Annotated in this window: 13 protein-coding genes; 6 read left to right on the forward strand and 7 right to left on the reverse strand. The window is 65.2% G+C overall.

Annotated features, from left to right (window positions below):
* Nucleotides 1–86 precede the first annotated feature (86 nt).
* On the forward strand, nt 87–839 hold the full coding sequence (locus ACYPYD_RS23510) for an SDR family NAD(P)-dependent oxidoreductase (protein WP_008828601.1): 753 nt from the start codon (nt 87–89) through the stop codon (nt 837–839).
* A gap of 253 nt (nt 840–1092) precedes the next feature.
* Nucleotides 1093–2085 carry an alpha/beta hydrolase gene (locus tag ACYPYD_RS23515; protein WP_459665834.1) on the forward strand — a complete coding sequence of 331 codons (993 nt, stop codon included), beginning with the start codon at nt 1093–1095 and terminating at the stop codon, nt 2083–2085.
* A gap of 75 nt (nt 2086–2160) precedes the next feature.
* On the opposite strand, the gene ACYPYD_RS23520 is transcribed toward ACYPYD_RS23515, so the two are convergent.
* The 6 genes from ACYPYD_RS23520 to ACYPYD_RS23545 all read right to left on the reverse strand — a co-directional run bounded on the left by ACYPYD_RS23520 (nt 2161) and on the right by ACYPYD_RS23545 (nt 12723).
* Entirely contained in the window at nt 2161–2451 is a 291-nt protein-coding gene (locus tag ACYPYD_RS23520) for a hypothetical protein (protein ID WP_459665836.1), read from the reverse strand.
* A 122-nt stretch (nt 2452–2573) separates the two neighbouring features.
* Nucleotides 2574–5063, reverse strand: coding sequence for a glycoside hydrolase family 3 protein (locus ACYPYD_RS23525; RefSeq protein WP_459665838.1), 2490 nt, complete (start codon nt 5061–5063; stop codon nt 2574–2576).
* Nucleotides 5060–6370 carry a cation:proton antiporter gene (locus ACYPYD_RS23530; protein WP_459665840.1) on the reverse strand — a complete coding sequence of 437 codons (1311 nt, stop codon included), beginning with the start codon at nt 6368–6370 and terminating at the stop codon, nt 5060–5062. The genes ACYPYD_RS23525 and ACYPYD_RS23530 overlap by 4 nt, the downstream gene beginning before the upstream one ends.
* Nucleotides 6371–6389: 19 nt before the next feature.
* Nucleotides 6390–8666 carry a beta-glucosidase family protein gene (locus ACYPYD_RS23535; protein ID WP_459665842.1) on the reverse strand — a complete coding sequence of 759 codons (2277 nt, stop codon included), beginning with the start codon at nt 8664–8666 and terminating at the stop codon, nt 6390–6392.
* Nucleotides 8663–10225 carry a tryptophan halogenase family protein gene (locus tag ACYPYD_RS23540; RefSeq protein WP_459665843.1) on the reverse strand — a complete coding sequence of 521 codons (1563 nt, stop codon included), beginning with the start codon at nt 10223–10225 and terminating at the stop codon, nt 8663–8665. The genes ACYPYD_RS23535 and ACYPYD_RS23540 overlap by 4 nt, the downstream gene beginning before the upstream one ends.
* Nucleotides 10226–10263: 38 nt before the next feature.
* On the reverse strand, nt 10264–12723 hold the full coding sequence (locus tag ACYPYD_RS23545) for a TonB-dependent receptor (protein WP_459665845.1): 2460 nt from the start codon (nt 12721–12723) through the stop codon (nt 10264–10266).
* A gap of 142 nt (nt 12724–12865) precedes the next feature.
* Between ACYPYD_RS23545 and ACYPYD_RS23550 the strand changes: the two genes are divergently transcribed.
* The gene (locus ACYPYD_RS23550; RefSeq protein WP_459665848.1) at nt 12866–14128 is read left to right on the forward strand and encodes an MFS transporter; all 1263 of its coding nucleotides are present in this window, start codon (nt 12866–12868) and stop codon (nt 14126–14128) included.
* Nucleotides 14125–15150, forward strand: a complete 1026-nt coding sequence (locus ACYPYD_RS23555; protein WP_036529260.1) for a LacI family DNA-binding transcriptional regulator — start codon at nt 14125–14127, stop codon at nt 15148–15150. The genes ACYPYD_RS23550 and ACYPYD_RS23555 overlap by 4 nt, the downstream gene beginning before the upstream one ends.
* Before the next feature lie 243 nt (nt 15151–15393).
* Here ACYPYD_RS23555 and ACYPYD_RS23560 read toward each other — a convergent pair whose 3' ends face one another.
* Nucleotides 15394–15759 (reverse strand): glycosylhydrolase-like jelly roll fold domain-containing protein, encoded by a 366-nt coding sequence (locus tag ACYPYD_RS23560; RefSeq protein WP_459665850.1) that lies wholly within the window; start codon nt 15757–15759, stop codon nt 15394–15396.
* A 488-nt stretch (nt 15760–16247) separates the two neighbouring features.
* Here ACYPYD_RS23560 and ACYPYD_RS23565 point away from each other — a divergent pair, with 488 nt between their 5' ends.
* Together ACYPYD_RS23565 and ACYPYD_RS23570 are read left to right on the forward strand one after the other, a co-directional pair.
* Nucleotides 16248–18635: a TonB-dependent receptor gene (locus tag ACYPYD_RS23565; RefSeq protein ID WP_459665851.1), complete on the forward strand. Its 2388-nt coding sequence runs from the start codon at nt 16248–16250 to the stop codon at nt 18633–18635.
* A gap of 320 nt (nt 18636–18955) precedes the next feature.
* Nucleotides 18956–21211, forward strand: coding sequence for a TonB-dependent receptor (locus ACYPYD_RS23570; RefSeq protein WP_459665853.1), 2256 nt, complete (start codon nt 18956–18958; stop codon nt 21209–21211).
* Nucleotides 21212–21292: the final 81 nt, after the last annotated feature.

Consider the following 21292-nt stretch of genomic DNA (forward strand, 5'->3'; position numbering starts at 1 on the left):
CATCTACAGCCAAGATCGTTCCGGATGCATTTGTCTCTCCAGCGGCAGGCAACGGTGCCGGTCGGAAACGAGAATGGAGATATGACATGGCTTACAGGTTCGAAAACAAGGTCGTCGTCGTCACCGGTGGAACGACCGGGATCGGCCTCGCGACGGCCAAGGCCTTTGCCGACGAAGGCGCATCGGTGTTCATCACCGGGCGCCGCCAGGAGGCGCTCGATGCAGCGGTCAAGGCGATTGGCGGCAAGGTCACCGGCGTGCGGGCGGACATGAGCAAGCTGGCCGATCTCGATCGCCTCTACGATGCCGTTCAGCAGCAGCATTCGGCTATCGACGTGGTCTTCGCCAATGCCGGCGGCGGTGAGTTCGCTCCGCTTGGCGCGATCACCGAGGACCATTACGAAAAGACCTTCGACACCAATGTGAAGGGCGTGCTGTTCACCGTGCAGAAGGCGCTGCCGCTGCTGCGTGACGGGGCCTCGGTGGTGCTGACCGCATCGACCGTGAGCATCTCCGGCACGCCTGCGCTCAGCGTCTACAGCGCCAGCAAGGCGGCGGTGCGCAGCTTTGCCCGCAACTGGATTCTCGACCTTAAGGACCGCGGCATTCGCGTCAATGCGGTCAGCCCCGGTGTTACCGACACGCCCGGCGTCGATGACCTGTTCGGCGGTGGTACGGATGCCGAGAACACCAAGGCCTATCTTGCCGGACTGATCCCTGCCGGGCGCATCGGCCAGCCTTCGGAGATCGCAAGGGCCGTGCTGTTCCTCAGTTCGCAAGAGGCCAGCTTCGTCAACGGCGTCGAACTCTTCGTCGATGGCGGGCAGGTCCAGATCTGACAGAGCCGCTTGCCGGGCCTTCCGCTTCCCAGGTGCCCGCCGGCCGGTTTCGGCGGCGGGCACCGGCTTCGGGCTGGCCGGCCGGCGCCTCGATCATACCTGCGGATGAGGAAGCCACCCGCACGAACGAGGTTCCGCGACCGAATGGCTGGCAGCCTGGCTCCTGCATCGCGGAATATACCCATCGCCAGGCAATATCATCGCGCCATAAGGCGGGGAGCAACACGACATGATCTGGAACATTGCATTGAGAATGGCTGCCATGGTTCTTGCGGGCAGTCCCGTCATGATCGCAGAGGCGGCCTTGGCGGCACCATCCGGCACGACAGTTCATGCAGCGACATCGGATGAGGCTCTGCTCGCCCGGCTGCCGGGTTTCCGTCAGGGCTTTGCCGAGGTAGATGGAGTACGCCTCCATTACGTCGAAGGCGGCGCTGCCAACAGCGGCAAGCCGGCATTGGTACTATTGCCGGGCTGGCCCCAGACTTGGTGGTCCTACCACAAGATCATGCCGCAACTGGCGCGAGACAGGCGGGTGATTGCCGTCGATCTTCGTGGCATGGGGGCATCGAGCAAGCCGGCCGGCGGCTACGACAAGAAGACCATGGCCGCCGACATTGCAGGTCTGGTGCGCCAGCTTGGGCTAGGAAAGGTCGATATCGTAGGCCACGATATCGGCTCCATGGTCGCCTACAGCTTTGCCGCGAACCATTCCGACCTTACCGACAAGCTGGTTCTGCTCGATGTCGCGCCGCCCGATGCCGGGCTTGCGACCTGGCCGATGCTGCCCGCCCTTGGTACGTTCGGTGACAAGGTGGGTGATGGCTCTCACGCCTATGTCTGGTGGTTTGCCTATCACCAGGTGCCCGAACTGCACGAGAAGATGGCGGGCGAGGGCCGGATTCGGATGGAACAGGACTGGTTCTTCCATTACCTGACCAAGGACGAAGCGGCGATCGATGCCCTCGATCGCGATGTCTATGCTGCAGCCTATACGCCGCGCGACGCGATCCGTGCCGGCGACGGCTGGTATCAGGCCTTTCCTCAGGACATCGTCGATGACGATGGATATGCCCCGCTTGCCATGCCGGTGCTTGCGCTTGGTGGCCCGGGCTTTGCCTGGCTGCAGGGTGTCCTTGCGAGCAAGGCGCCGAGCGCCAAAGTGCTCAAGGTCGATAGCGGGCACTTCATTCCGGATGAAGTGCCCGCTATCCTGGTCGAGCAGATAAAGGCGTTCACACAGTAAAGGTGACATGGGGCAGGGGCATATCGCGCCTGCCTCCACCCATGATCCATGACCTGCCGACGATAGAAGGGTGTTTCAGTTTCGGGTGGCCGAGGCGGCCGCTCTCCACCATCCGGTCACGCATTGCATCGCGCTGATCTGTTCGATGTCGATCGACCTGTGGACGGGCGAATTCACTCGTGCTCGCGAGACCTTGCCGGTCCTGCGCGATTGCGTACGGGCCAATACCCTGGCTCCGTATATCGCGGTCGCGCAGGCTTCGACGGTGAACGCGCGCTTGAGTTCGGGCGCCATGCGGAGGCGGTCGAAGCGTTGCCTAGCCGCTGCCACTGCGATGCGCAGATCCTCCGCGTCGCTCAGCCGCACCGTGCCTATCCTGGCTTCGCATGTCTGCCTGGAATGACCGGTTCCGGCAAAAAGTCGCCCTTCAGATTGGTGCGACGTAGCGTGGTCTGGCCATGCTGCAGGGCGATCCGAAGTGCGGCGCTTCAATCGCCGCAGGCGTTCATCGGCATGCTGACGTAATCCAGCTTCACGTCGGATATGGAGATGGTCAGGGGGCCACTCGTGCTCAGTACGAAAGGCGCGGTGATCGCCGACATGTCTGCGCCGCGACCGGCGAAACACTGCAGCGGCACGGCCATGCGGGCCCATTCGCCCGGCGCCGAGCGTCCAAGGGTCTGGCCGATCGGCACGGAGACCATCTTGCCGCCGCTTTCGATGCCCATCTCCACCGGCACGGCGGCTTTGGCATCGACGCGGTACTCGAAGACGAGGCTGATCTCGCCATTGCTTTCGCGCGAAAGGTCGATGGTGCGGGGTGCCGCCATGGCGACCCGACCGTTGGCCTTGCCGTCCCACGCGAAGCGAAGCGCGTCTTCCTGTGCGCGGCGGTCAACACCGGCCTGAGCAACCATCTGCCGGTCGATGGACCATCCTGCGGGAACGCGGCCCTTGCCGTAGAAGACACCGGGCGTCGCCTCGGCCATCCCGGCGGGACGGGCTTCGTCCAGTGGCGGGACCTTGCCGGGCGCCGCGTAGGACAGGCCGTAACCGAAGGCAAACAGCGGGTCATAGCCTGCGTCACCTCGGTTGAGCACGTATTGGTCGGGCCGCTTGGGCCAGGAGAAGCTGAGCTTGCCCCGGAAGTCGTGCGCGGGTTTGCCGTCCGCGTCCGCGAACAGCACGTCGGCGACGCCGCCACCCTCGCTGCCGGGCAGGAACGCCGCCACGAACGCGTCGGAGGCATTCACTTCGGCGTTCACCCATAGCGGACGGCCGGAGAGGAACACGGCAACGACCGGAATGCCCGCTGCCTTGAGGCGGCGCAGCATTTCCAGATCGGACTTGTCGCCGGGGCTATATTCCAGGTTGGGAATGTCGCCCTTGAATTCGGCATAAGGCTGCTCGCCGAAGACGACGATGGCGGCGTCCGGCCTGGCGGTGAACTTGCCGTCCGGCGCATAGGTCGCGGTGCCGCCGCCGGCCTTCACGGTCTGCTCGATGCCCTTCCAGATCGAGGTGGCGTTCGGGAAGGCGGAGTTGGGCAGGCCCGCACCCTGCCAGGTGATCGACCAGCCGCCCGCCTGCTGGCTGATACTGTCCGCGGCCGTGCCTGCCACCAGTATGTTGGCGGCGGGCTTCAGGGGCAGCACGCCGTCGTTCTTGAGCAGCACCATGGATTCGCGCACCGCCTCGCGCGCGATCGCACGGTGCTGCGCAGAAGCGATGACGTCGAACTTTGCCGCGAAGGCGCGCGACGATGGCCGCCCGCGATCGAAGGTTCCGGCGCGCAGCTTCACGCGCAGGATGCGCCGCACCGCATCGTCGAGCCGCGCTGCGGGAATGGTGTCCGCCTTCGCTTCGGCGAGAGTATTGTCGTAGAGCTGCTTCCAGCCGGGGCCGGAATACATGAACATGTCGAGCCCGGCCTTGATCGCCTGCGGGCAATCCTCGTTGCTGCAGCCCTTGACCTGCCCGTGGCTGTTCCAGTCGCCGACGACGAAGCCGTCGAAGCCCATGCGCTCCTTCAGGACGCCGGTGAGCAGGCTTTTGTTGCCGCTCATCTTCTCGCCGTTCCAACTGGAGAAACTGGCCATGACCGACTGCGTGCCTGCCTCGATCGCGGCCGGGTAGCCGCCCAGATGGACGTCGCGCAGCACCGTTTCGGGCACCCTCGTATCGCCCTGATCGCGCCCGCCGGTGCCGCCGTCACCGAGGAAGTGCTTGGTCGTGGCGATGAGGTGGTTAGGCGCGAGGAAGTCCCTGGTGCCGACCTTGCCCTGCACGCCCTCGATCATAGCCCCGGCGTAGTCGGCGGCGATCTGGGGTTCCTCGGAATAGCTTTCGTAGGTGCGGCCCCAGCGGTCGTCCTGCACCACCGCGAGGGTCGGCGCGAAAGTCCAGTCGAGCCCGGCGGCGGCGGTTTCCAGTGCGGTCACTTCGCCGATCTGGCGGATCAGGTCGCGGTTCCGCGCGGCGCCAAGGCCGATGTTGTGGGGAAACAGCGTGGCGCCGACGATGTTGTTGTTGCCGTGGACCGAGTCCGTGCCCCAGATGATCGGAATCTTCGGGCGGCCGTCGCTGCGGGTCATCGACGCATCGTAGAATTCGTCCGCCAGTTGCAGCCACTTGGCTGGGGAGGCGTATTCGTCGTCATAAGGACCGCTGTTGCCGCCGTTGAGGATCGAGCCCAGCTTGTAGGTCACCACGTCGGCCGGCTTGATCGAGCCGATATCGACCTGGATGATCTGCCCGACCTTGTCCTCGATCGACATCGCGGCAAGCAGAGCGTCGATCTTCTTTTCGACCTTCGGATCGCGGCTGGGGCGAGCGCGGACTTTCGGCCATATCGCGGGATTGGCGATCGAAGCTGCGGGCTGGTCGGCTGATGAGGCTTGGGCAAAGGTGGTGCCCGGGATCCCCGTCAGAGTCAGGGCGAGGATCAGGAGGGAGGCGCTCGATCGGTTGGTCTTCATGGTCGCTCCTGTACGCCGTATACTTGCGGCCGCGCATGTGTGGTTTGGAAGGGAAGGGCGCGCATGTCACGCAGCGCGCGCAGGATCGGGCCGGTCATGACCGTCGTGACGACAGCCATGACCACGAGTATCGTGAACATCGACCGGGGCAGGAAACCAAGGTCATACCCGACGTTGAGCACGATCAGCTCCATCAGGCCGCGCGTGTTCATCAGCGCGCCGAGGGTGAGGCTTTCGTGATGGGACAGGGCATTAGCGCGCCCGGCGCAGTAGACCGGCACGATCTTGGCCAGCACGGCGATCAGGCAGACCGCAGCCAGCCACGCCAGTTCCGGTCCGGTGGACAGGCCCAGCAGGTTGGTGCGCAGGCCGGTGAAGGTGAAGAAGACCGGCAGGAAGAAGACCAGCACGAACTGCCCGACTTGCGCATTCCATGCCTCCACCAGCGGACGGTGGCGATGAAACAGCAGTCCGGCGGCGAAACCACCGAAGATCGCGAAGATACCCAGCGCGAACGTGCACAGCGCCAGCGTGAAGATCACGATCAGCAGGATCGCCAGGACATGTGGAGGAAGGGCGCCATCGCGCAGTGACACACGGGCGGCCAGCCGGTCGCACAAGGGCGCCGCCACGAAGCGCAAGGCGCACAGGAACAGCGCAAGACCGCCCAGATGGAGGGCCAGATACGCCACGGAAAGCTGCGCGGCAGCGAAGGCGGCGATCCCGGCCAGCAGCAACCAGCCGACGACATCGTTTACCGCTGCTGCGGAAATGGCGACGATGCCGACGTCGCTGCGGGTCAGCCCATATTCGCCCAGGATACGGCCCAGGATCGGCACGGCGGTGATCGCCACCGCGACCCCGCAGAACAGGCTGTAGACGAACGGATCGACACCCGGCGCGAGGCTGGAGGCCGACAGTCGGCCGATGCCGATCCCGGCAACGAACGGCACAAGGATCGAGGCCATGGCTACGGCGATGGTCGTTCGGTGCAGGCGGGCTGCCTTCAGGCGGCCGAATTCGAACTCGCTGCCGATCTGGAACATCAGCAGGATCAGCCCGATCTGGCTCAGCACCGTGATGGCGCGCTCCGGCTTCGCCCCAAACAGGGCGAGGGAGACGCCGGGAAAGAAATGTCCGAACAGCGACGGCCCAAGCAGCAGTCCGGCAACGATCTCGCCGACGACGCCGGGCTGTCCCATGCGCCGAAACACCCCGTGCATGATCCGCGCCGCACCGATCATCACGATCAGCTGCAGCAGCACCGTGAACAGCAGCATCTCGCTCTGATGGGTGGAGCCGGTCATGGCGTATCCCCGCGCGCGATCAGGGCCGCGCCGACAGGGCGTCCAGCGTGGCAGTGCCCTTCAGCGCGGCATCCCCGGCAAAGCGGCCGACCACGACAGGATAAGCGCCCGCGTCGACCTTCCAGCCCGGCGCGCTCTCGTCGAAGCGGGCGATCACGCGCGGGTCGACCGTAACGGAGACATGGCGGGTCTCACCCGGAGACAGGCTGACCTTCTCGAAACCGGCAAGGCGGTAGGCGCGGGTTCCGGCTGCGCTTTTCGCCTCGACATAGACCTGCGGGACATCGGCGCCTGCGCGCTTGCCGGTATTGGTGACGTCGAAGCCGACGGTCAGCCCGGCGCCGCCTTCGATCTTCAGATTGGCGTAGCTGAAGCGGGTATAAGTCAGCCCGTAGCCGAAGGGGAACAGCGGTTTGCGCTGCTTCGCGGCGTACCAGCGGTAGCCCACGTCAGCACCTTCCGGGTAATCGACGGTGAAGGGGGCGACGCCGCCGCTCATGCCGTAGATGGTCTTGTCACCGGCCTTGCGGCGCGCATTCGCGGCGTGCAGTTCGGCAAGGCCGGCAGGCTCGCTGCGGGGGGCCTGATCCACGCTTGCGGGGAAGGTGATCGGCAGGCGGCCCGAGGGATCGACTTCGCCCAGCAGGATGCGGGCAATCGCCTCGCCGCCGCGCTGGCCCGGATACCAGGCCGACAGGATGGCGGGTACGCGGTCCACCCAGGGCATCAGCACCGGGCCGCCGCTTTCGAGCACGACCAGCGTTTTCGCATTGGCGGCGGCGACGGCATCGATCAGCGCGTCCTGCTTGTCGGGCAGGGCCATGCTTTCCGGGTCCTGCGCCTCGGTCCGCCAGGCCCAGGCGAAGACGATCGCCATGTCGGCACCGCGAACCGCCTTGGCCGCCGCTTTGGGATCGCTGCCGTCGAGGTAGGTCACGCTGGCCTGCGGCGCCAGCGCCCGGATCGCCTGAAGCGGCGAGGACGCGTGCCATGTGATCCGGGCAAAGGAGGCGGCCGCACCTTCGGTCAGGGGAATCTCCACCGGCGCGCCGCCCACCGAGCGGACCTGCGAGGAGCCGCCCCCCGAAAGCACGCCGACATCGGCATGGGCGCCGATCAGGACGATTTTCTTCGCGGTCTTCGCCAGCGGCAGCAGGTTACCCTCGTTCTTGAGCAGGACGATGCCTTCCTCCGCCGCGCGCTGGGCGACCTGCGCATGGACGGCATAGTCGATCGGCTGGGCGCTGTCAGGCACGGGCCGGTCCATCAGGCCGCTGTCGATCACCCCGAACAGGATGCGCCGGACCATGTCGTCGAGCCGCGCCATCGGCACGCTGCCGTCCTTGACGGCGGCGGCAAGGGCCTTGTCGAAGTACATCGCGTCGTCCAGTTCCTGGCCGGAATCCTGGTCGAGGCCATTGTTCGCGGCCTTCTGCGTCGAATGGACCGCACCCCAGTCGGACATGACCCAGCCCTTGTAGCCCCAGTCCTTCTTGAGGACGGTGTTCAGCAGCCAGTCGTTTTCGCAGGCATAGTCGCCGTTGACCTTGTTGTAGGCGCACATGACCGAGGCGGGCTTGCCGATTTCGGTGGCGATCTGGAACGCGAGCAGGTCGCTTTCGCGCAGGGCCGCCCTATCGATCCGCGCGTCGAGAACGGTGCGGCCGGTCTCCTGCGAATTGAGCGCGAAGTGCTTGATGGTCGAGACGATGGCGTTGCTCTGCACACCCTTGATATGCGCACCCGCCATGACGCCTGCGAGCAGCGGGTCTTCGCCCAGATATTCGAAGTTGCGGCCGTTCCAGGGGTCGCGGGTAAGGTTGACGCCGCCTGCGAGCAGGATGTTGAAGGTCTTGGCGCGCGCCTCCGCACCGATCATCGCGCCGCCTTCATAGGCCAGGCGCGGGTTGAAGGTGGCGGCAGTGGCGATGCTGGCGGGCAGCGCGGTGGCGACGTCGCCCTTGCGCTGCTCGATCTGGTTGGCCACGCCGAGGCTCGCGTCGCTCTCGCGCAAGGTGGGAATGCCAAGCCGGGGGATGCCGGGGACATGCCCGGCGGAGGGGATCATCGCGATCGGCGGCTGCGGCTTTGCAAGCGGCGGGAAGTAGCTGTGAACCAGCTGGAGCTTCTCCTCCAGCGTCATCGCCTTGACCAGTGCCTCCGCCCGCGCTTCGGCCCCGGATTCGGACGACGGCTGCGCGGAGGCGGCGGCCTGCTGCTGTGCGAAAACGGGCGCGGCAAGTGATGCTCCGGTCATCAGAGCGGTGACCAGGACGGCGTGCTTGGGAAATCTCATCGGGAAACCTTGCTGGACGGGACGCCGGTGCGGGCGTGATAATGGTTCAGGAGGGCGCGGTGATCGGGCAGGCCGCCGCGCGCGCCCGCATGGGCCGCGCGCACGCGGGCGAAAACCTCGCGCGCCTGCGCAGCGCCGGGATAGCGCGCGCCGGCAAGGGTGGTCTCGAACCCCATGCCATAGAGGATGTAGTGGTAGCTGGGCGGCAGGAATGTCTCGAGGTCGACCACGAAATCGAACCGCGAGGGCGGCCGACGGCGCCACTGCGCCAGCATGTCGCGCAAGGGCTCGGGAATGGTCGCGGGGTCTGCATTGTCGCGCCAGTAGGCGGTGTCGGTGCGGCGGGTGATGCAGTAGTGGAGCTTGAGAAAATGGACGATCCGCTCGAACCGCGCGCTCATCAGGCGGTTGAAGCTGCGCGCAGCGGCGTCACGGGCATCGCGGTCGGCGCCTGCGAGAAGATCCGGACCCAGGAAATCGCCGACCATCCGCAGCGCCGCTTCGATCAGCATGATGCCGGTCGATTCCAGCGGTTCGAAGAACCCAGCCGACAGGCCCACGGCCACGCAGTTGCCGATCCACTGTTGCTGCCGATAACCGGTTTCGAAGCGTAGCTGGCGCGGGTTCAACGCATCCCCTTGCGGGCCGACATAACGGCGCAGCGTCGCCTCGGCTTCATCGTCCGAACAATGGCGGCTGGAATAGACGTAGCCGATGCCGCGCCGCTCGGTCAGGCCGATGTCCCAGGTCCATCCCGCCTCGTGCGCCGTTGCCAGCGTATAGGGGCGTACCGGGGCGTCCGGCCGGTCATAGGGAACCTGCATCGCCAGTGCGCGGTCGTTGAACAGGCTGTTGCTGCACGAGGCGAAGTCCGCGCCCAGCGTCTGCCCGATCAAGAGGGCGCGAAAGCCCGAGCAATCGAGGAAGAAATCACCCTCGACGATGCACCCGTCGGTCAATTCCAGCGCGGCGATATCGCCGTCGGCCTTGCGCTGGACATTGCCGACAGTGCCCTCGACCCGCACGACCCCGGTGGCGATGGAGATTTCGCGCAAGTAGTCGGCAAAGCGGGCGGCGTCGAAATGATAGGCGTAGTTCATCGGTCCGGAGAAGTCGGGGTCTTCGGGCCGCTTGGGCGCGCGCCCCGCGCGGATCACCTGCTCCTGTACGGTGACGGCATCGGCCCAGGCGGCGCGCTGCGGGCTGGTATCGGCCAGCCAGTGGGGGAGAAGCGCCTCGTCCTCGCCGCCGATGGGCATGTTGAAGGGGTGGAAATAGCTGTCGGTGCCGGTGGCCCAGCCCTCGAACAGGACGCCCTGCTTGAAGGTGGCGTCGGCGCGGACCAGAAACTCCGCCTCGCTGATGCCCAGCCCGGCCAGCGTCGAGCGGATCGTCGGGAACGTACCTTCCCCCACGCCGATGATGCCGATTTCGCTGGATTCCACCAGCGTGATGCCGGTCATCTTCAGCGTGCGGGAAAGATAGGCGGCGGCCAGCCATCCGGCCGTGCCGCCGCCCAGTATGACGACACGACCGGAGGGGGGATTGTCGATCGTCATACCTTGCGCCTCTTCAGTTGAGGGTCGTCAGTTCAGGGTCAGAAGTTCGCGCGGGCGCGGACACCCCAGGTGCGGGGCGGCTGGAGGTTGGACAGGAACACCGGATCGTAGCGCGGTGCCCCGAATGCCCCGGCACCCGTGCGGATCTTGCCGTTCTCGATGTTCTGGACGAAGGCCTCGACCGTGTAGTTCTGGTCCGCCGACGTGAAGCGCAGCGAGGCGTCCGAACGGAAGTAGGCCTTCTGGCGGTCCCAGTCGGCGCCGTTGGTGCCGCGACCGGGCATGTTGTCGGCCGGGTCGTTGGCGTTGACGAAGGGATTGGCGTCGCCGTTGAAGTAGCTCAGCCAGCTCTTGGTCTCGTAGTGCGTGGTGAAACGCGGGGTGATCGTCGCGCCGCTCGCCAGTTCGAAGTCATGTTCGTAGCTGACGCTCGCCGAAAAGCGCGGTGCGTGGGCGAGCTCATTGCCCCTGAGCTGCACGATCGAGGACGCCTTGCCGCCGTCGTAGAGCCGTCCATCGACGCTTTCCAGATCGTCCAGCTTGGTCTTCTGGACCGTGCCGGAGAACTGCAGGCGATCGGCGGGGGTGAAGTTGGCGGTGAGTTCCGCTTCGAGGCCGTACGCCTTCGCGCCCTTGGCGTTCTGCGTCACGATCTGGCTGCGCACCACGTTACCTTCGTCGTCGCGGAAGGTGACGGCCTGGTTGACCTGATATCCCTTGAAGTCGGAATAATAGGCCGCCAGGTTCAGCGTCACGCGGCGATCGAGGAAGCGGGTCTTCAGGCCGACTTCGTAGTTGGTCAGGGTTTCGGGGTTGGTAAGGCCCGCGTTATCCTGGATGTTGCCCGACTTGAAGCCGGTCGAGATGCTGGCATAGCCCAGGGTATCGGCCGCAAGGTCGGCATCGACGCGGGCCAGATAGGTCAGCTTGTTCCACTTGCCCTTTACGTCGTTGTTCGAGATCGAGAAGCCGGGCAGCAGGTCGACCAGTTCCGCGGCAGTGGCGCCGGGATAGGCGCCGAAGATGCCGCCCTGGCAGGCGCCGCCGGGCGCCGAATCCGCCGCCGAGCAACCGTCGCCGGAGAACGTGACGTTGCGGCCGCCGATGTCCTGCTTCTTGTCGGAGGTATAGCGCAGGCCGCCGGTCACGCGCAGCCAGTCGGTGGCATGCCATACGGCCTGGCCGAACGCGGCGCGGCTGTCGATCTGGCGGTTGGCCTGGATGAAGCTGCCCGCCCAGCTGAAGGTGCCGTCGCGGTAGCCGTTGCGCTGGTCGATATCGAAGCGGATCTTGTTCTTTTCGTGGCTGTAGTAAGCCCCCAGGATCCAGTCCACGGCCTGCTCGCCGGTGGATTTCAGCTGGACCTCGTGGCTCTGGAAATCATAGCGCGAGGATAGCGTGCGGTTTTCGTTGAAGGCACCCAGCGGCAGGTCGTTGCCGTCGGCATCCACCTGACCGGTCGGCGGCAGCGCGCCTGCATCGGCATCGGTCTGGGTGCTGCCGCCGATGCGCGACCAGCCGGCGATGTAGCTCAGCTGGATGCCGTCGGTCAGGTCGTAGTTCATCGCGGAGCGCACCGCGACCGAATAGCGGTTGGTATCGGGCGCGGTGTCGGACAGCGTCGACCAGCGCTTGGTGCCCGCGCGCGGGGTCTGCAGCAGACCGATCACCGGCGCGCCGTTGTCCAGGAAGCCCTCGGCCGAAAGATTCCAGCTGAACTTGTCGCTCGGCTGCCACAGCATCGAGACGCGGCCCGATTGCTGGTCGGCGGCGTAGTACTTCTTGCCGCTGGTGACGAAGGCCGACTTGTTGATGCCGGTGATATCCGGAGCGGGCTGGTACGAGGCATAGCCGTCATGCCGGTCGCTGACGAAGGCGACGCGGAAGGCCAGGGTATCTGTCACCGGGATGTTGATCGCGCCGCGCACGCCGAAGCGGTCGTAATTGCCGGCGGTCAGTTCCACGCTGCCTTCGAACTTGCCGAGCTTGGGCTTGGCCGAGATCAGGCTGAGCGCGCCCACGGTGGCGTTGCGGCCGAACAGCGTGCCCTGCGGGCCGCGCAGCACTTCGACGCGCTCCATGTCGTACATCAGCACCGAGGCGCCCTGCGAACGGGGCGAATAGATCCCGTCGATGTAGATGGCCACTTCGGGGTCGGCGACTTCGGTATAGGCACTGTCGTTGCCGATGCCGCGCAGGGTCAGCAAGACCGCCGACTGGTCGCCCTGCTGGTTGAACTGGAGCGAGGGCACGAAGCGGGCGAGGTCGGTGACGTCCTTCACCTGGTTCTTGTTCAGCGTGTCCTGACTGAAGGCCGAAACCGCGATCGGGGTCGATTGCAGCGTGGTTTCGCGGCGGGTCGCGGTGACGATGATGTCGTTGTCGGATGCGGCCTGTGGGGCCGCCTGCGGAACGGCGGCGTCCTGCGCATGCGCTGCGGATACGGAAAATAGGCAAGTCGCAAGCGCTGTGCTCGCGACGAGTGCGTGCCTCGTCATGATCATCCTCCCAGATGCGTCGTGTTTGTGAGGGTGCAAAGACCAAATCCTGACATCGTTGTCAACACGTGATTTGACAACGATGTCAAAAATCGTGCCTTATCCCTTTCCGGCTTTTGCAATGGTGCGAAGGGTATTCTAGATGACGGTCATGACCGTTTCGCCAGCGTCGATTTCACCGTTAGCATCGCCGGAATTCGCGGCGAAGCGGCTGTTCCGGCTGTCGATCGGGGTGTTCTTCATCGGCGGTTTTCTCAGTTCGGCGGTCAGCCTGCTGGTGCCGCAACTCAAGGCGGTCCTGGCGCTGGATTACAAGGGCGCGCTGCTGATCCAGCTGGCGTTTCATTCCAGCTATCTGTTCTTCGCGCTGCCCGCCGCGCTGGCCGTGGTGCGAATCGGCTACATGCGGGCGATCGCCTTCGGACTGTCAGTCATGACCGCCGGCTGCCTGGCTCTGGCGGTCGCGCAGGGCGCACGCCAGTTCGCGCTGGTGCTGGGCGCCCTGCTGCTGCTTTCGGCCGGACAGACGGTGCTCCAGATTGCTTCCAACACCGTGGTCACCGTGATCGGTCCTTCGCGCGGGGCGGCATTCCGGCTGACGCTGCTGCAGGGGTTCAATTCGCTCGGCACGGTGATGGGGCCGCTTTTGAGCGCGCCGTTCCTCCTCGCGCAAGCCGGTCCGGGCGAGGAGGCGGCGGTCAGGGCATCCTTGCCTTTCGTGGTTTCGGGGGCAGTTCTGGCAGCGCTGTCCACGGCGTATCTGGCGCATCGCGGATTGCTGGGTGACGCCGCCGGCACGGCGCAGGGACTGCCGCTGCGACGGCGCCGCCAGATTTTCGCGGTGCTGCGCGATCCGGGCCTGCTATGGGGCACTTTCGCCATCTTCGTCTATGTCGGCGCGGAAGTGACGATCGGGACATTGATGACCAACGTATTGATGCTGCCCGAGCGGCTGTCGATTTCTCCCGTCAGCGCCGGACGGCTGGTGAGCCTGTACTGGGCCGGGGCGATGGTGGGCCGCTTTGCCGGGGCCTGGTTGATGACCCGGATGGGCGAAGCGGCACTGCTGCTTTATGCGGCGCTGGGGGCGGTCCTGCTGACGTGCGCCGCGATCGTCCTGCCGGGCGTGGCCGGATCCGCCGCCCTGATCGCGATGGGGCTGTGCAACGCGATCATGTATCCGACGATCTATGCGATGGCGATGCCGCGCGAGGCCCGCCTTGCTCCGCTGGCCTCGATGTGGCTGTGCATGGCGGTGGTGGGCGGCGCCGTGGTGCCGATGCTGACCGGAGTGCTCGCCGATGCGATCGGCCTTTTGCCGGCGCTGCTGCTACCGGCACTGTGCTACGTCGCGATTGCGGTATTCGCCGCATTCTGCGCCGCCCCTCGCGAGATTCCGGCATGAGCGTGATCACCATCAAGGACGTTGCCGCCAAGGCCGGAGTCTCGGCCAAAACCGTCTCGCGCGTGATCAACGGCGAGGCGCATGTCCGCCCGGAACTGCGCGAGCGGGTGGAGCAGGTGGTCGCCGAACTCGATTACCGGCCCAATGCCTTTGCACGCAGCCTGTCGAGTTCGCGTTCCTACTTGCTTGGCCTGTTCATCGACGATCCGGTGTCCGGCTATGCGGCCGACGTCCAGCACGGCGCGCTGATGCGCTGCCGCGAGCGCAGCTATCACCTTGTCGTCGAGCCGGTCGACCTTGGCGGTGCGGACTGGGCGGGTCAGGTGCGCTCCAGCATTGCCGCGCTGCGCCTCGACGGGGCTATCGTCGCCCCGCCCATCTGTGACGAAGCCGCGCTGACCGCCCTGTTCGCCGAGGCAGGCTTGCCCATGGTCCTCGTCGCGCCAAGCTCGAAGGCCGCGGCGTCGGGCAGCGTGCGCATGGACGACCGCAGCGCCGCGCGCGAGATGACCGATTACCTGCTTGGTCTGGGGCACCGCCGCATCGCCTTCATCCAGGGACCGGAAAGCCACCGGTCCTCGGCCCGGCGCGAGGACGGGTATCGCGAGGCGATGGCGAAAGCCGGTATCGCCGTGGACGAAAGCACCGTGCTGCGCGGCGATTTCACCTTCCGCGCCGGTCTGGAACTGGGCGAGCGGCTACTTTCGGGTCTGCCGCGCCCGACCGCCATTTTCGCGGCCAACGACGACATGGCGCTGGGCGCTCTCATCACTGCGATGAAGCTGGGCATCGCCGTGCCGGAGGCGCTGTCGATCTGCGGCTTCGACGATTCCGCGTCATCCCGCGCCGCCTGGCCGCAGCTGACCACGATCCGGCAACCCAAGGCGGAAATGGCCGGTGCGGCAGTCGATATATTGGTGAATCCGCAGTTTAGGAAACAGGCAGGCGGTGCGCAGTCGCATCTGCTCCTGCCCCACGAACTGATCATCCGGGGCAGCACTGCAATCGCGCCGGCAAGGTAGCGGAGTTTCTGGCGCAGAGCAGGTGATCCCTGCCGCAAACGGCCTCGAGATGCCGCGATGCTGTACCGGAGCGGCGATTGCGGATCGTCGGGCCGGGGCGCGGAGCCGATCGCCTTGCCCCGCGCCGAGTTGGCCGGGGCCGCGCCGGTCCGATCAGCCCGGCGGGGCGCAATGCTGCGTCGACCCTATACGTGGGCATGACGGTCGAGGCGATCTTGGTAGCGCCCGGCTGGGCGACCCCGATCAGGCGATTGACCCATAAGTTGGCGACGCGCACTTCAAGCCGGTTGGCCCCGCGCCGGACCACCGCGCCGATATCGACCCGGAAGGCGAATGCCACAAGGTGCCGATGAGGCGGCCGTTGACGCGGACCTCCGCCAGGTCTCCGACTTGCGCGAGATCGAGCAGCAGCGGTGCGCCGGGCTTGTAGCCGGCGGGCGCCGCAAACGTCTTGCCGTAAGTGGCGATACCCGAGAAATAACGGATACCGGGGTCCACCTGTTCGTTGAGCGGGGCCAGCGCGGGCAGGCTCGCGGCCTTTGGCGCACCGCGTTCCGCCTCGAACGCCACTTCCCAGGCGCCGTCGAGACGCGCAGCCAGTCTCGGCACCGCATGAGCGACGGCCCGGAGACACCTCCAGGTTTCATCCTATCGCCGAGCTTCCTGAATGGTCGATCGAGAATGCTGGATCTGCCGCGACGTGTCTTGCGTAAGGTGGTGACTGCCGGCGGCATTCTTGTTGGCCCCGTAGGCGTTCAGTCGCCGGCGCGGACCTGTCGCAGGAGCACTTTCCCGAGAAACTCCAGCTCAAACGTGGCTTTTTCGAGCGGGCGTTCGACCTGGCGCCCAGCGTGAGCCGCAAGGCGAAGGCTGAGGGATCGCAGCTGCCGCCGCCGTCGCCGCGGAAGCGGGCAGGTGATGCCAGGCACATGTGGCATCGCTTTCCCGGATGCAAGGCAGGGTAGCCCGTAAGCCGATCAGTTTCGGCGCATGAAATCTCGTGATCAAGCAATCCAGAGTCACAATAGGGAAATATTGCAGCCCTATCGGCCCGCTCGACGATCGCCGCAGTGGCGATAATCACTCAGGGGTATTTCATGAAAATCCAGCGTCATTGGCTGGCGACGACCGCGTTCGCCCTGCTTGCGCCTGCCTGCCTTTCCACAGCTGCACAGGCGGCCGAAGCTGCACCGGACGCGGTGGCCGATGCTGCCGAAGGCGGCGGCCTTGGCGAAATCGTCGTCACCGCGCAGAAGCGTCGCGAGAATCTGCAGGAAACCCCGATTTCGATTTCGGTGATGCGCAGGGACGACCTGACCAATCGCCACGTCACGTCGCTTGTCGATCTGGGCGACGGCGCCATCCCGTCGCTGAAAGTTGCTCCGTTCTACTCGCGCAACTCCGCGCTGATCGTGAATATCCGCGGCATCGGCGTGCTGTCGGACGGCAACCAGCCGGCGCGCGACCAGGGCGTGGGCGTCTATATTGACGGCGTCTATCTCGGTCGTGCCCAGGGTCTTGGCACCGCGCTGTTCGACATCGAGAACGTCGAAGTGCTCAAGGGCCCGCAGGGCACGCTGTTCGGCCGCAACACCGAAGGCGGCGCGGTCAACATCGTGACCAAGAAGCCCTCCGGCGAATTCCACGTCAACGCCACCGGCGGCGTCGGCAACTTCGGCATGTACAAGGGCGAGGTCCATGTGGACCTGCCGTCGATCGCCAATATCGCGTTCAAGATCGACGGCGTCGTCGCCCGCCGCGATCCGCTGGTCAAGAATCCGCAGCAGGGTCAGGCTGGCTTCAACCAGTACGACAAGCAGGGCTTGCACCTCGAGGCGCTGTGGAAGCCTTCGCCCGATTTCAGCGCGGACTACAGCTTCGATACGTCGAAGGACGAATCGACCTCGCTGTACCTCAACCTTCTTGCTGCCGGGACCAATACCCAGGCCGCGCTCGGCACCGTCCAGCCCGACCGCGTCAAGACCGCCAACGTCGGCGTCCCGATGCAGCCCAGCGTCGGCAAGGTCCATGGTCACCGCCTGACCCTGGAATGGACCGCGACGCCTGACCTGACGATTAAGTCGATCAGTTCGTACCGCAAGCTTTACCAGGATCAGTGGGACAACGGCTCGGCTTCGACCACCATGTCGCTGTCGCCTTCGGCGCTGGCAGCGAAGGGTGCGGCCGGCTTCACGGGCACGCAGTTCGCCCGCTACAGCCTGGCCCTGTTCAACCAGAACCAGTGGAGCCAGGAAGTTCAGGCCATCGGCGAAGTGGGCCGGGTCAAGTACGTGGCCGGCGCCCTGTACTACCGCGAGCACGTCTCCGACAATGCGCAGGCGTTCTACACCAACCAGTTCACCAATGCTGCCGGCTCGGCTTACGTGCTGCGTCAGATCGACTACGGCGCGCAGGCGATCGACCGCGAAAGCCACGTGACCACCCGCAGCGTCGGCGCTTTCGGCCAGGCCACCTGGACCCCGGCGGTGATGAACGATGCCATCCACCTGACCGGCGGCCTGCGCTGGACCAAGGACATGAAGCACGGCGCGCTCACGATCGTGAACAACGCCCTGCCGATCAACCGCGACGGCGTCTCCGGCCCGATCGGCCTCGACGCCAGCTGGTCGCGCGTCGATCCGATGGTGAACCTGGCTGTCGATCTGTCGCAGGACGTCCACGTCTATGGCAAGTGGAGCACGGGCTACAAGTCGGGCGGCGCCAACTCCCGTTCGCAGAACTACGATGCCTTCAACCCGGAAACGGTGTCGATCTTCGAGATCGGCGCCAAGACCGAGTTCTTCGACCACCATGCCCGCTTCAACATCGCCGCCTACGCGGGCACGTACAAGGATATCCAGGTCGATTTCCAGCGCCCGTACGAGACCGGTGGGGTGCGTACCACGCGCACGACGACCTCGACGATCAATGCCCCTGGCACCGGCGGTCTGCACGGCATCGAAGCCGAGTTGACGGTCAATCCGCTGGCAGGTCTGACGCTGGGCGCTTCCTATTCGTACCAGTACGTCAACATCCCGGCGACCGTGAACCCCTACCCGAACGCCGCCGGCGTCGTCAGCACCGTCGCGGTTCCGATCTATCAGTCCTACACCCCGCGCCACTCCGCCAGCGGTACGCTGGACTACGAATTGCCGATGAACGGTTACACCGTTCGCGCGCATCTCGACGGTAACTTCGACAGCGGCTTCTATGCCAACGTCTCCGACCCGGTCTATACCGGCCCGGGTGCCGCTTCGAACGTGTATCAGCCCAAGGGTGACAAGGCGTTCATCGTCAACGGCCGTCTGGCCGTCGGCGATATCGCAGTCGGTTCGGGCGATGCGCAGCTGACTTTCGCAGTCTGGGCGCGCAATCTCTTCAACGAACAGCATGTGTTCTACAAGGCCCTGAGCCCGACTTCGGGGCTCAACGGGTTCTTCAACGAACCGCGTACGTTCGGCGGCGAGATGAACATCCGCTTCTGATACTTCTTCGCGGGCCGGCCTTGTACAGGTCGGCCCGCTTCTTCTGTTTCAGTGTTCGGCGCCTTCTCCCCGAAAGTCACTGTGATGCGGCGTTTCGCGATTGCGGCTCCAGGCGAAGGCAGCCATTCCGCATTCCGGATATGCGCAAGGATAACGCTTCTATTTCAACACTATATCAGGTGATCAAGAAGCCTGCTGGGGCGTCGAAAAGACGACCTATTACATAACATAGTTCTATAACGATGTTTCATTATAATATGTCTCCCCGCGACGATCGGCAGTGTTGAATGCCGATTGCGAGATACGGGGAGGATTCGAATATGCAGCGCATTCACGCGTTGAGGGCATTCCTGCAAGTCGGCGTCGGAGCACTCGGAGTGGCGGCTGCCCTCGGGGCTGCGCCGTCCCATGCGCAGACGGCGCAGGCGGAGGCCGACGGTGCTTCCACAGGCGAGATCATCGTATCGGCCCGTCGGCGCGAGGAAGCCCTGCGCGACACGCCGGTTGCGATCACTGCGGTCAATGCGGCCGCGCTGGAAGCCAAGGCATCGGTCAATATCGGCGACATCATGGGCGCGGCGCCCAGCGTCATGATCACCCAGCAGAATTCAGGCGCTGCCGCCGCCAACGTCGCGATCCGCGGGCTGTCGTTCGCGGACGTCGACAAGTCGTTCGATCCAACGGTCGCGGTCGTCGTCGATGGCGTGTTCATCGGCACCAGCACCGGGCAGTTCTTCGACTTCTTCGACATCAGCCAGATCGAGGTTCTGCGCGGGCCGCAGGGCACGCTGTTCGGGCGCAACACCATCGGCGGCGTGATCAACATCCGGCGTACCCGCCCGAAGTTCGAATTCTCCGGCAAGGTCGAGGCATCGTACGGAAACTACGACACCTGGGCCACGCGTGCCGTCGTCAACATTCCGATCATCGACGATGTCTTGGCGATCAAGCCGTTCTACTTCCACAACCAGACCGACGGCTATTACCACCATGGCATCACCGGCGAACGCACGGGCGGATCGAATGCCGAGAATTTCGGCGTCGCGGCGCTGCTCCAGCCGTCATCGAACTTCGACGCGCTGCTGACGCTGGAAAAGCAGGTGCAGGACTTCGTGCCGGTCAATTCGAACATCAGCAAGACCGGAGAGGTCTTCTGCCTGCTCGAACCCGCCAACGAGTGCAACCGCAACACCACCACCGACCTCTACACCGTGTTCGGCACGCCCGGAACTTCGCACTACGAGTCTCCCGCCGCGACGCTGGAAATGAACCTCGATGCGGGGGCCGTGAAGTTCACCTCGGTCACAGGCTACCGCAAGTCCGACGAAACGCAGACGCAGGACTTCGACGGTTCGTCCGCCGACATCTATTTCTCCGCCCGCTCGCAGACGTACCGCCAGTTCAGCCAGGAACTGCGCGCCGCGGGCAAGATCAGCGACAGCCTGGACTATGTCGTGGGCGGCTACTTCTTCAAGTCGCGCTACTCCCTGCAGCAGCGCACGCGCATCACGCTTTTCGCGCCGCCCGCGATCGCCGAGCAGGACAACATCGGCCATGCCCGCTCGCTGGCCTTCTTCGGTGACTTCAACTGGGCCTTCGCCGACAGCTGGCGCCTGTCGTTCGGTGGTCGCTGGACGCAGGACCGCAAGCAGAACATGGCGCGCATCGACGCAAGCCAGTTCCCGAACGCCACTGTCAGCAACAGTAAGTTCACGCCCAAGATCGGCATCGACTTCCATCCCACTCCGGACATGATGCTCTACGCCTCATGGTCGCGCGGCTATCGTTCCGGCGGCTTCTCGGGCCGCGGAACGACGCTCTTCTCGGCGACGACACCCTATGGGCCGGAGACGGTGGACTCCTTCGAAGGCGGCTTCAAGGGTTCCCTGCTCGACGGACTGCTTGAACTCAACGTCGCTGCCTTCCTGGCGGACTACAAGAACCTCCAGCAGAATACGACCATCCCCGCACAAGGCGGCGTCGGCAGCGAAACCATCGTGACGAACGTGGGCTCGGCCAAGCTCAAGGGCATCGAGGTGGAATTCACCGCGCATCCTGCGCAGGGCCTGACGCTGTCCGGTTCGCTGGGCCTGCTCGACAACAGCCTCAAGGACTTCATTTCCCAAGGCGCGATCAGTGCCACGGTGCCGGGCACCCGCATCATAGACTATTCGAACGTCTCGATGATCTACGCGCCCAAGTCGACCCTGTCGCTGAACGCCAACTACAAGGTGCCGACCGGCTTCGGCGAAGTCGTGGCGAACCTGGGCTATCGCCACATCAGCCCCTACGACCAGCAGATCGGACTGGACGCCACCGCGACTTATCCCGCGACCGGCACCATCGTCGTGCCGCGCAACGACCCGCGCGTGCGTTCGGACACGCAGGACCTGCTCGATGCCAGCCTGACGACGCGGTTCGACCTGGGCGGTCATACCGCACGTATCACCGCGTTTGGGCGCAACCTCCTCGACGATCGCGGCCCCAATGCCGCCTTCACCGTCGCAGGTCTCTGGTCGTTCTCCAGCGCCCGTGAACCGCGCACTTACGGCGTGATCCTGGGTTACGAGTTCTGATCCATCGCTGCCTGTTCAGGCAACTCGCCGCTCCGGGGGAGGACACTTCCCAACTTTGCCGAACCCGGGGCGGCCACCTAT

The organism is Novosphingobium sp. 11B, assembly GCF_054589055.1.

What these genes read in the sequence shown, in the direction of transcription:
- ACYPYD_RS23570 (WP_459665853.1), top strand. Translation starts at nt 18,956, where the DNA reads ATGCAGCGCATTCACGCGTTGAGGGCATTCCTGCAAGTCGGCGTCGGA.
- ACYPYD_RS23515 (WP_459665834.1), top strand. Translation starts at nt 1,093, where the DNA reads ATGGCTGCCATGGTTCTTGCGGGCAGTCCCGTCATGATCGCAGAGGCG.
- ACYPYD_RS23535 (WP_459665842.1), bottom strand. Translation starts at nt 8,666, where the DNA reads ATGAGATTTCCCAAGCACGCCGTCCTGGTCACCGCTCTGATGACCGGA.
- ACYPYD_RS23540 (WP_459665843.1), bottom strand. Translation starts at nt 10,225, where the DNA reads ATGACGATCGACAATCCCCCCTCCGGTCGTGTCGTCATACTGGGCGGC.
- ACYPYD_RS23510 (WP_008828601.1), top strand. Translation starts at nt 87, where the DNA reads ATGGCTTACAGGTTCGAAAACAAGGTCGTCGTCGTCACCGGTGGAACG.
- ACYPYD_RS23550 (WP_459665848.1), top strand. Translation starts at nt 12,866, where the DNA reads ATGACGGTCATGACCGTTTCGCCAGCGTCGATTTCACCGTTAGCATCG.
- ACYPYD_RS23555 (WP_036529260.1), top strand. Translation starts at nt 14,125, where the DNA reads ATGAGCGTGATCACCATCAAGGACGTTGCCGCCAAGGCCGGAGTCTCG.
- ACYPYD_RS23530 (WP_459665840.1), bottom strand. Translation starts at nt 6,370, where the DNA reads ATGACCGGCTCCACCCATCAGAGCGAGATGCTGCTGTTCACGGTGCTG.
- ACYPYD_RS23565 (WP_459665851.1), top strand. Translation starts at nt 16,248, where the DNA reads ATGAAAATCCAGCGTCATTGGCTGGCGACGACCGCGTTCGCCCTGCTT.
- ACYPYD_RS23525 (WP_459665838.1), bottom strand. Translation starts at nt 5,063, where the DNA reads ATGAAGACCAACCGATCGAGCGCCTCCCTCCTGATCCTCGCCCTGACT.
- ACYPYD_RS23545 (WP_459665845.1), bottom strand. Translation starts at nt 12,723, where the DNA reads ATGACGAGGCACGCACTCGTCGCGAGCACAGCGCTTGCGACTTGCCTA.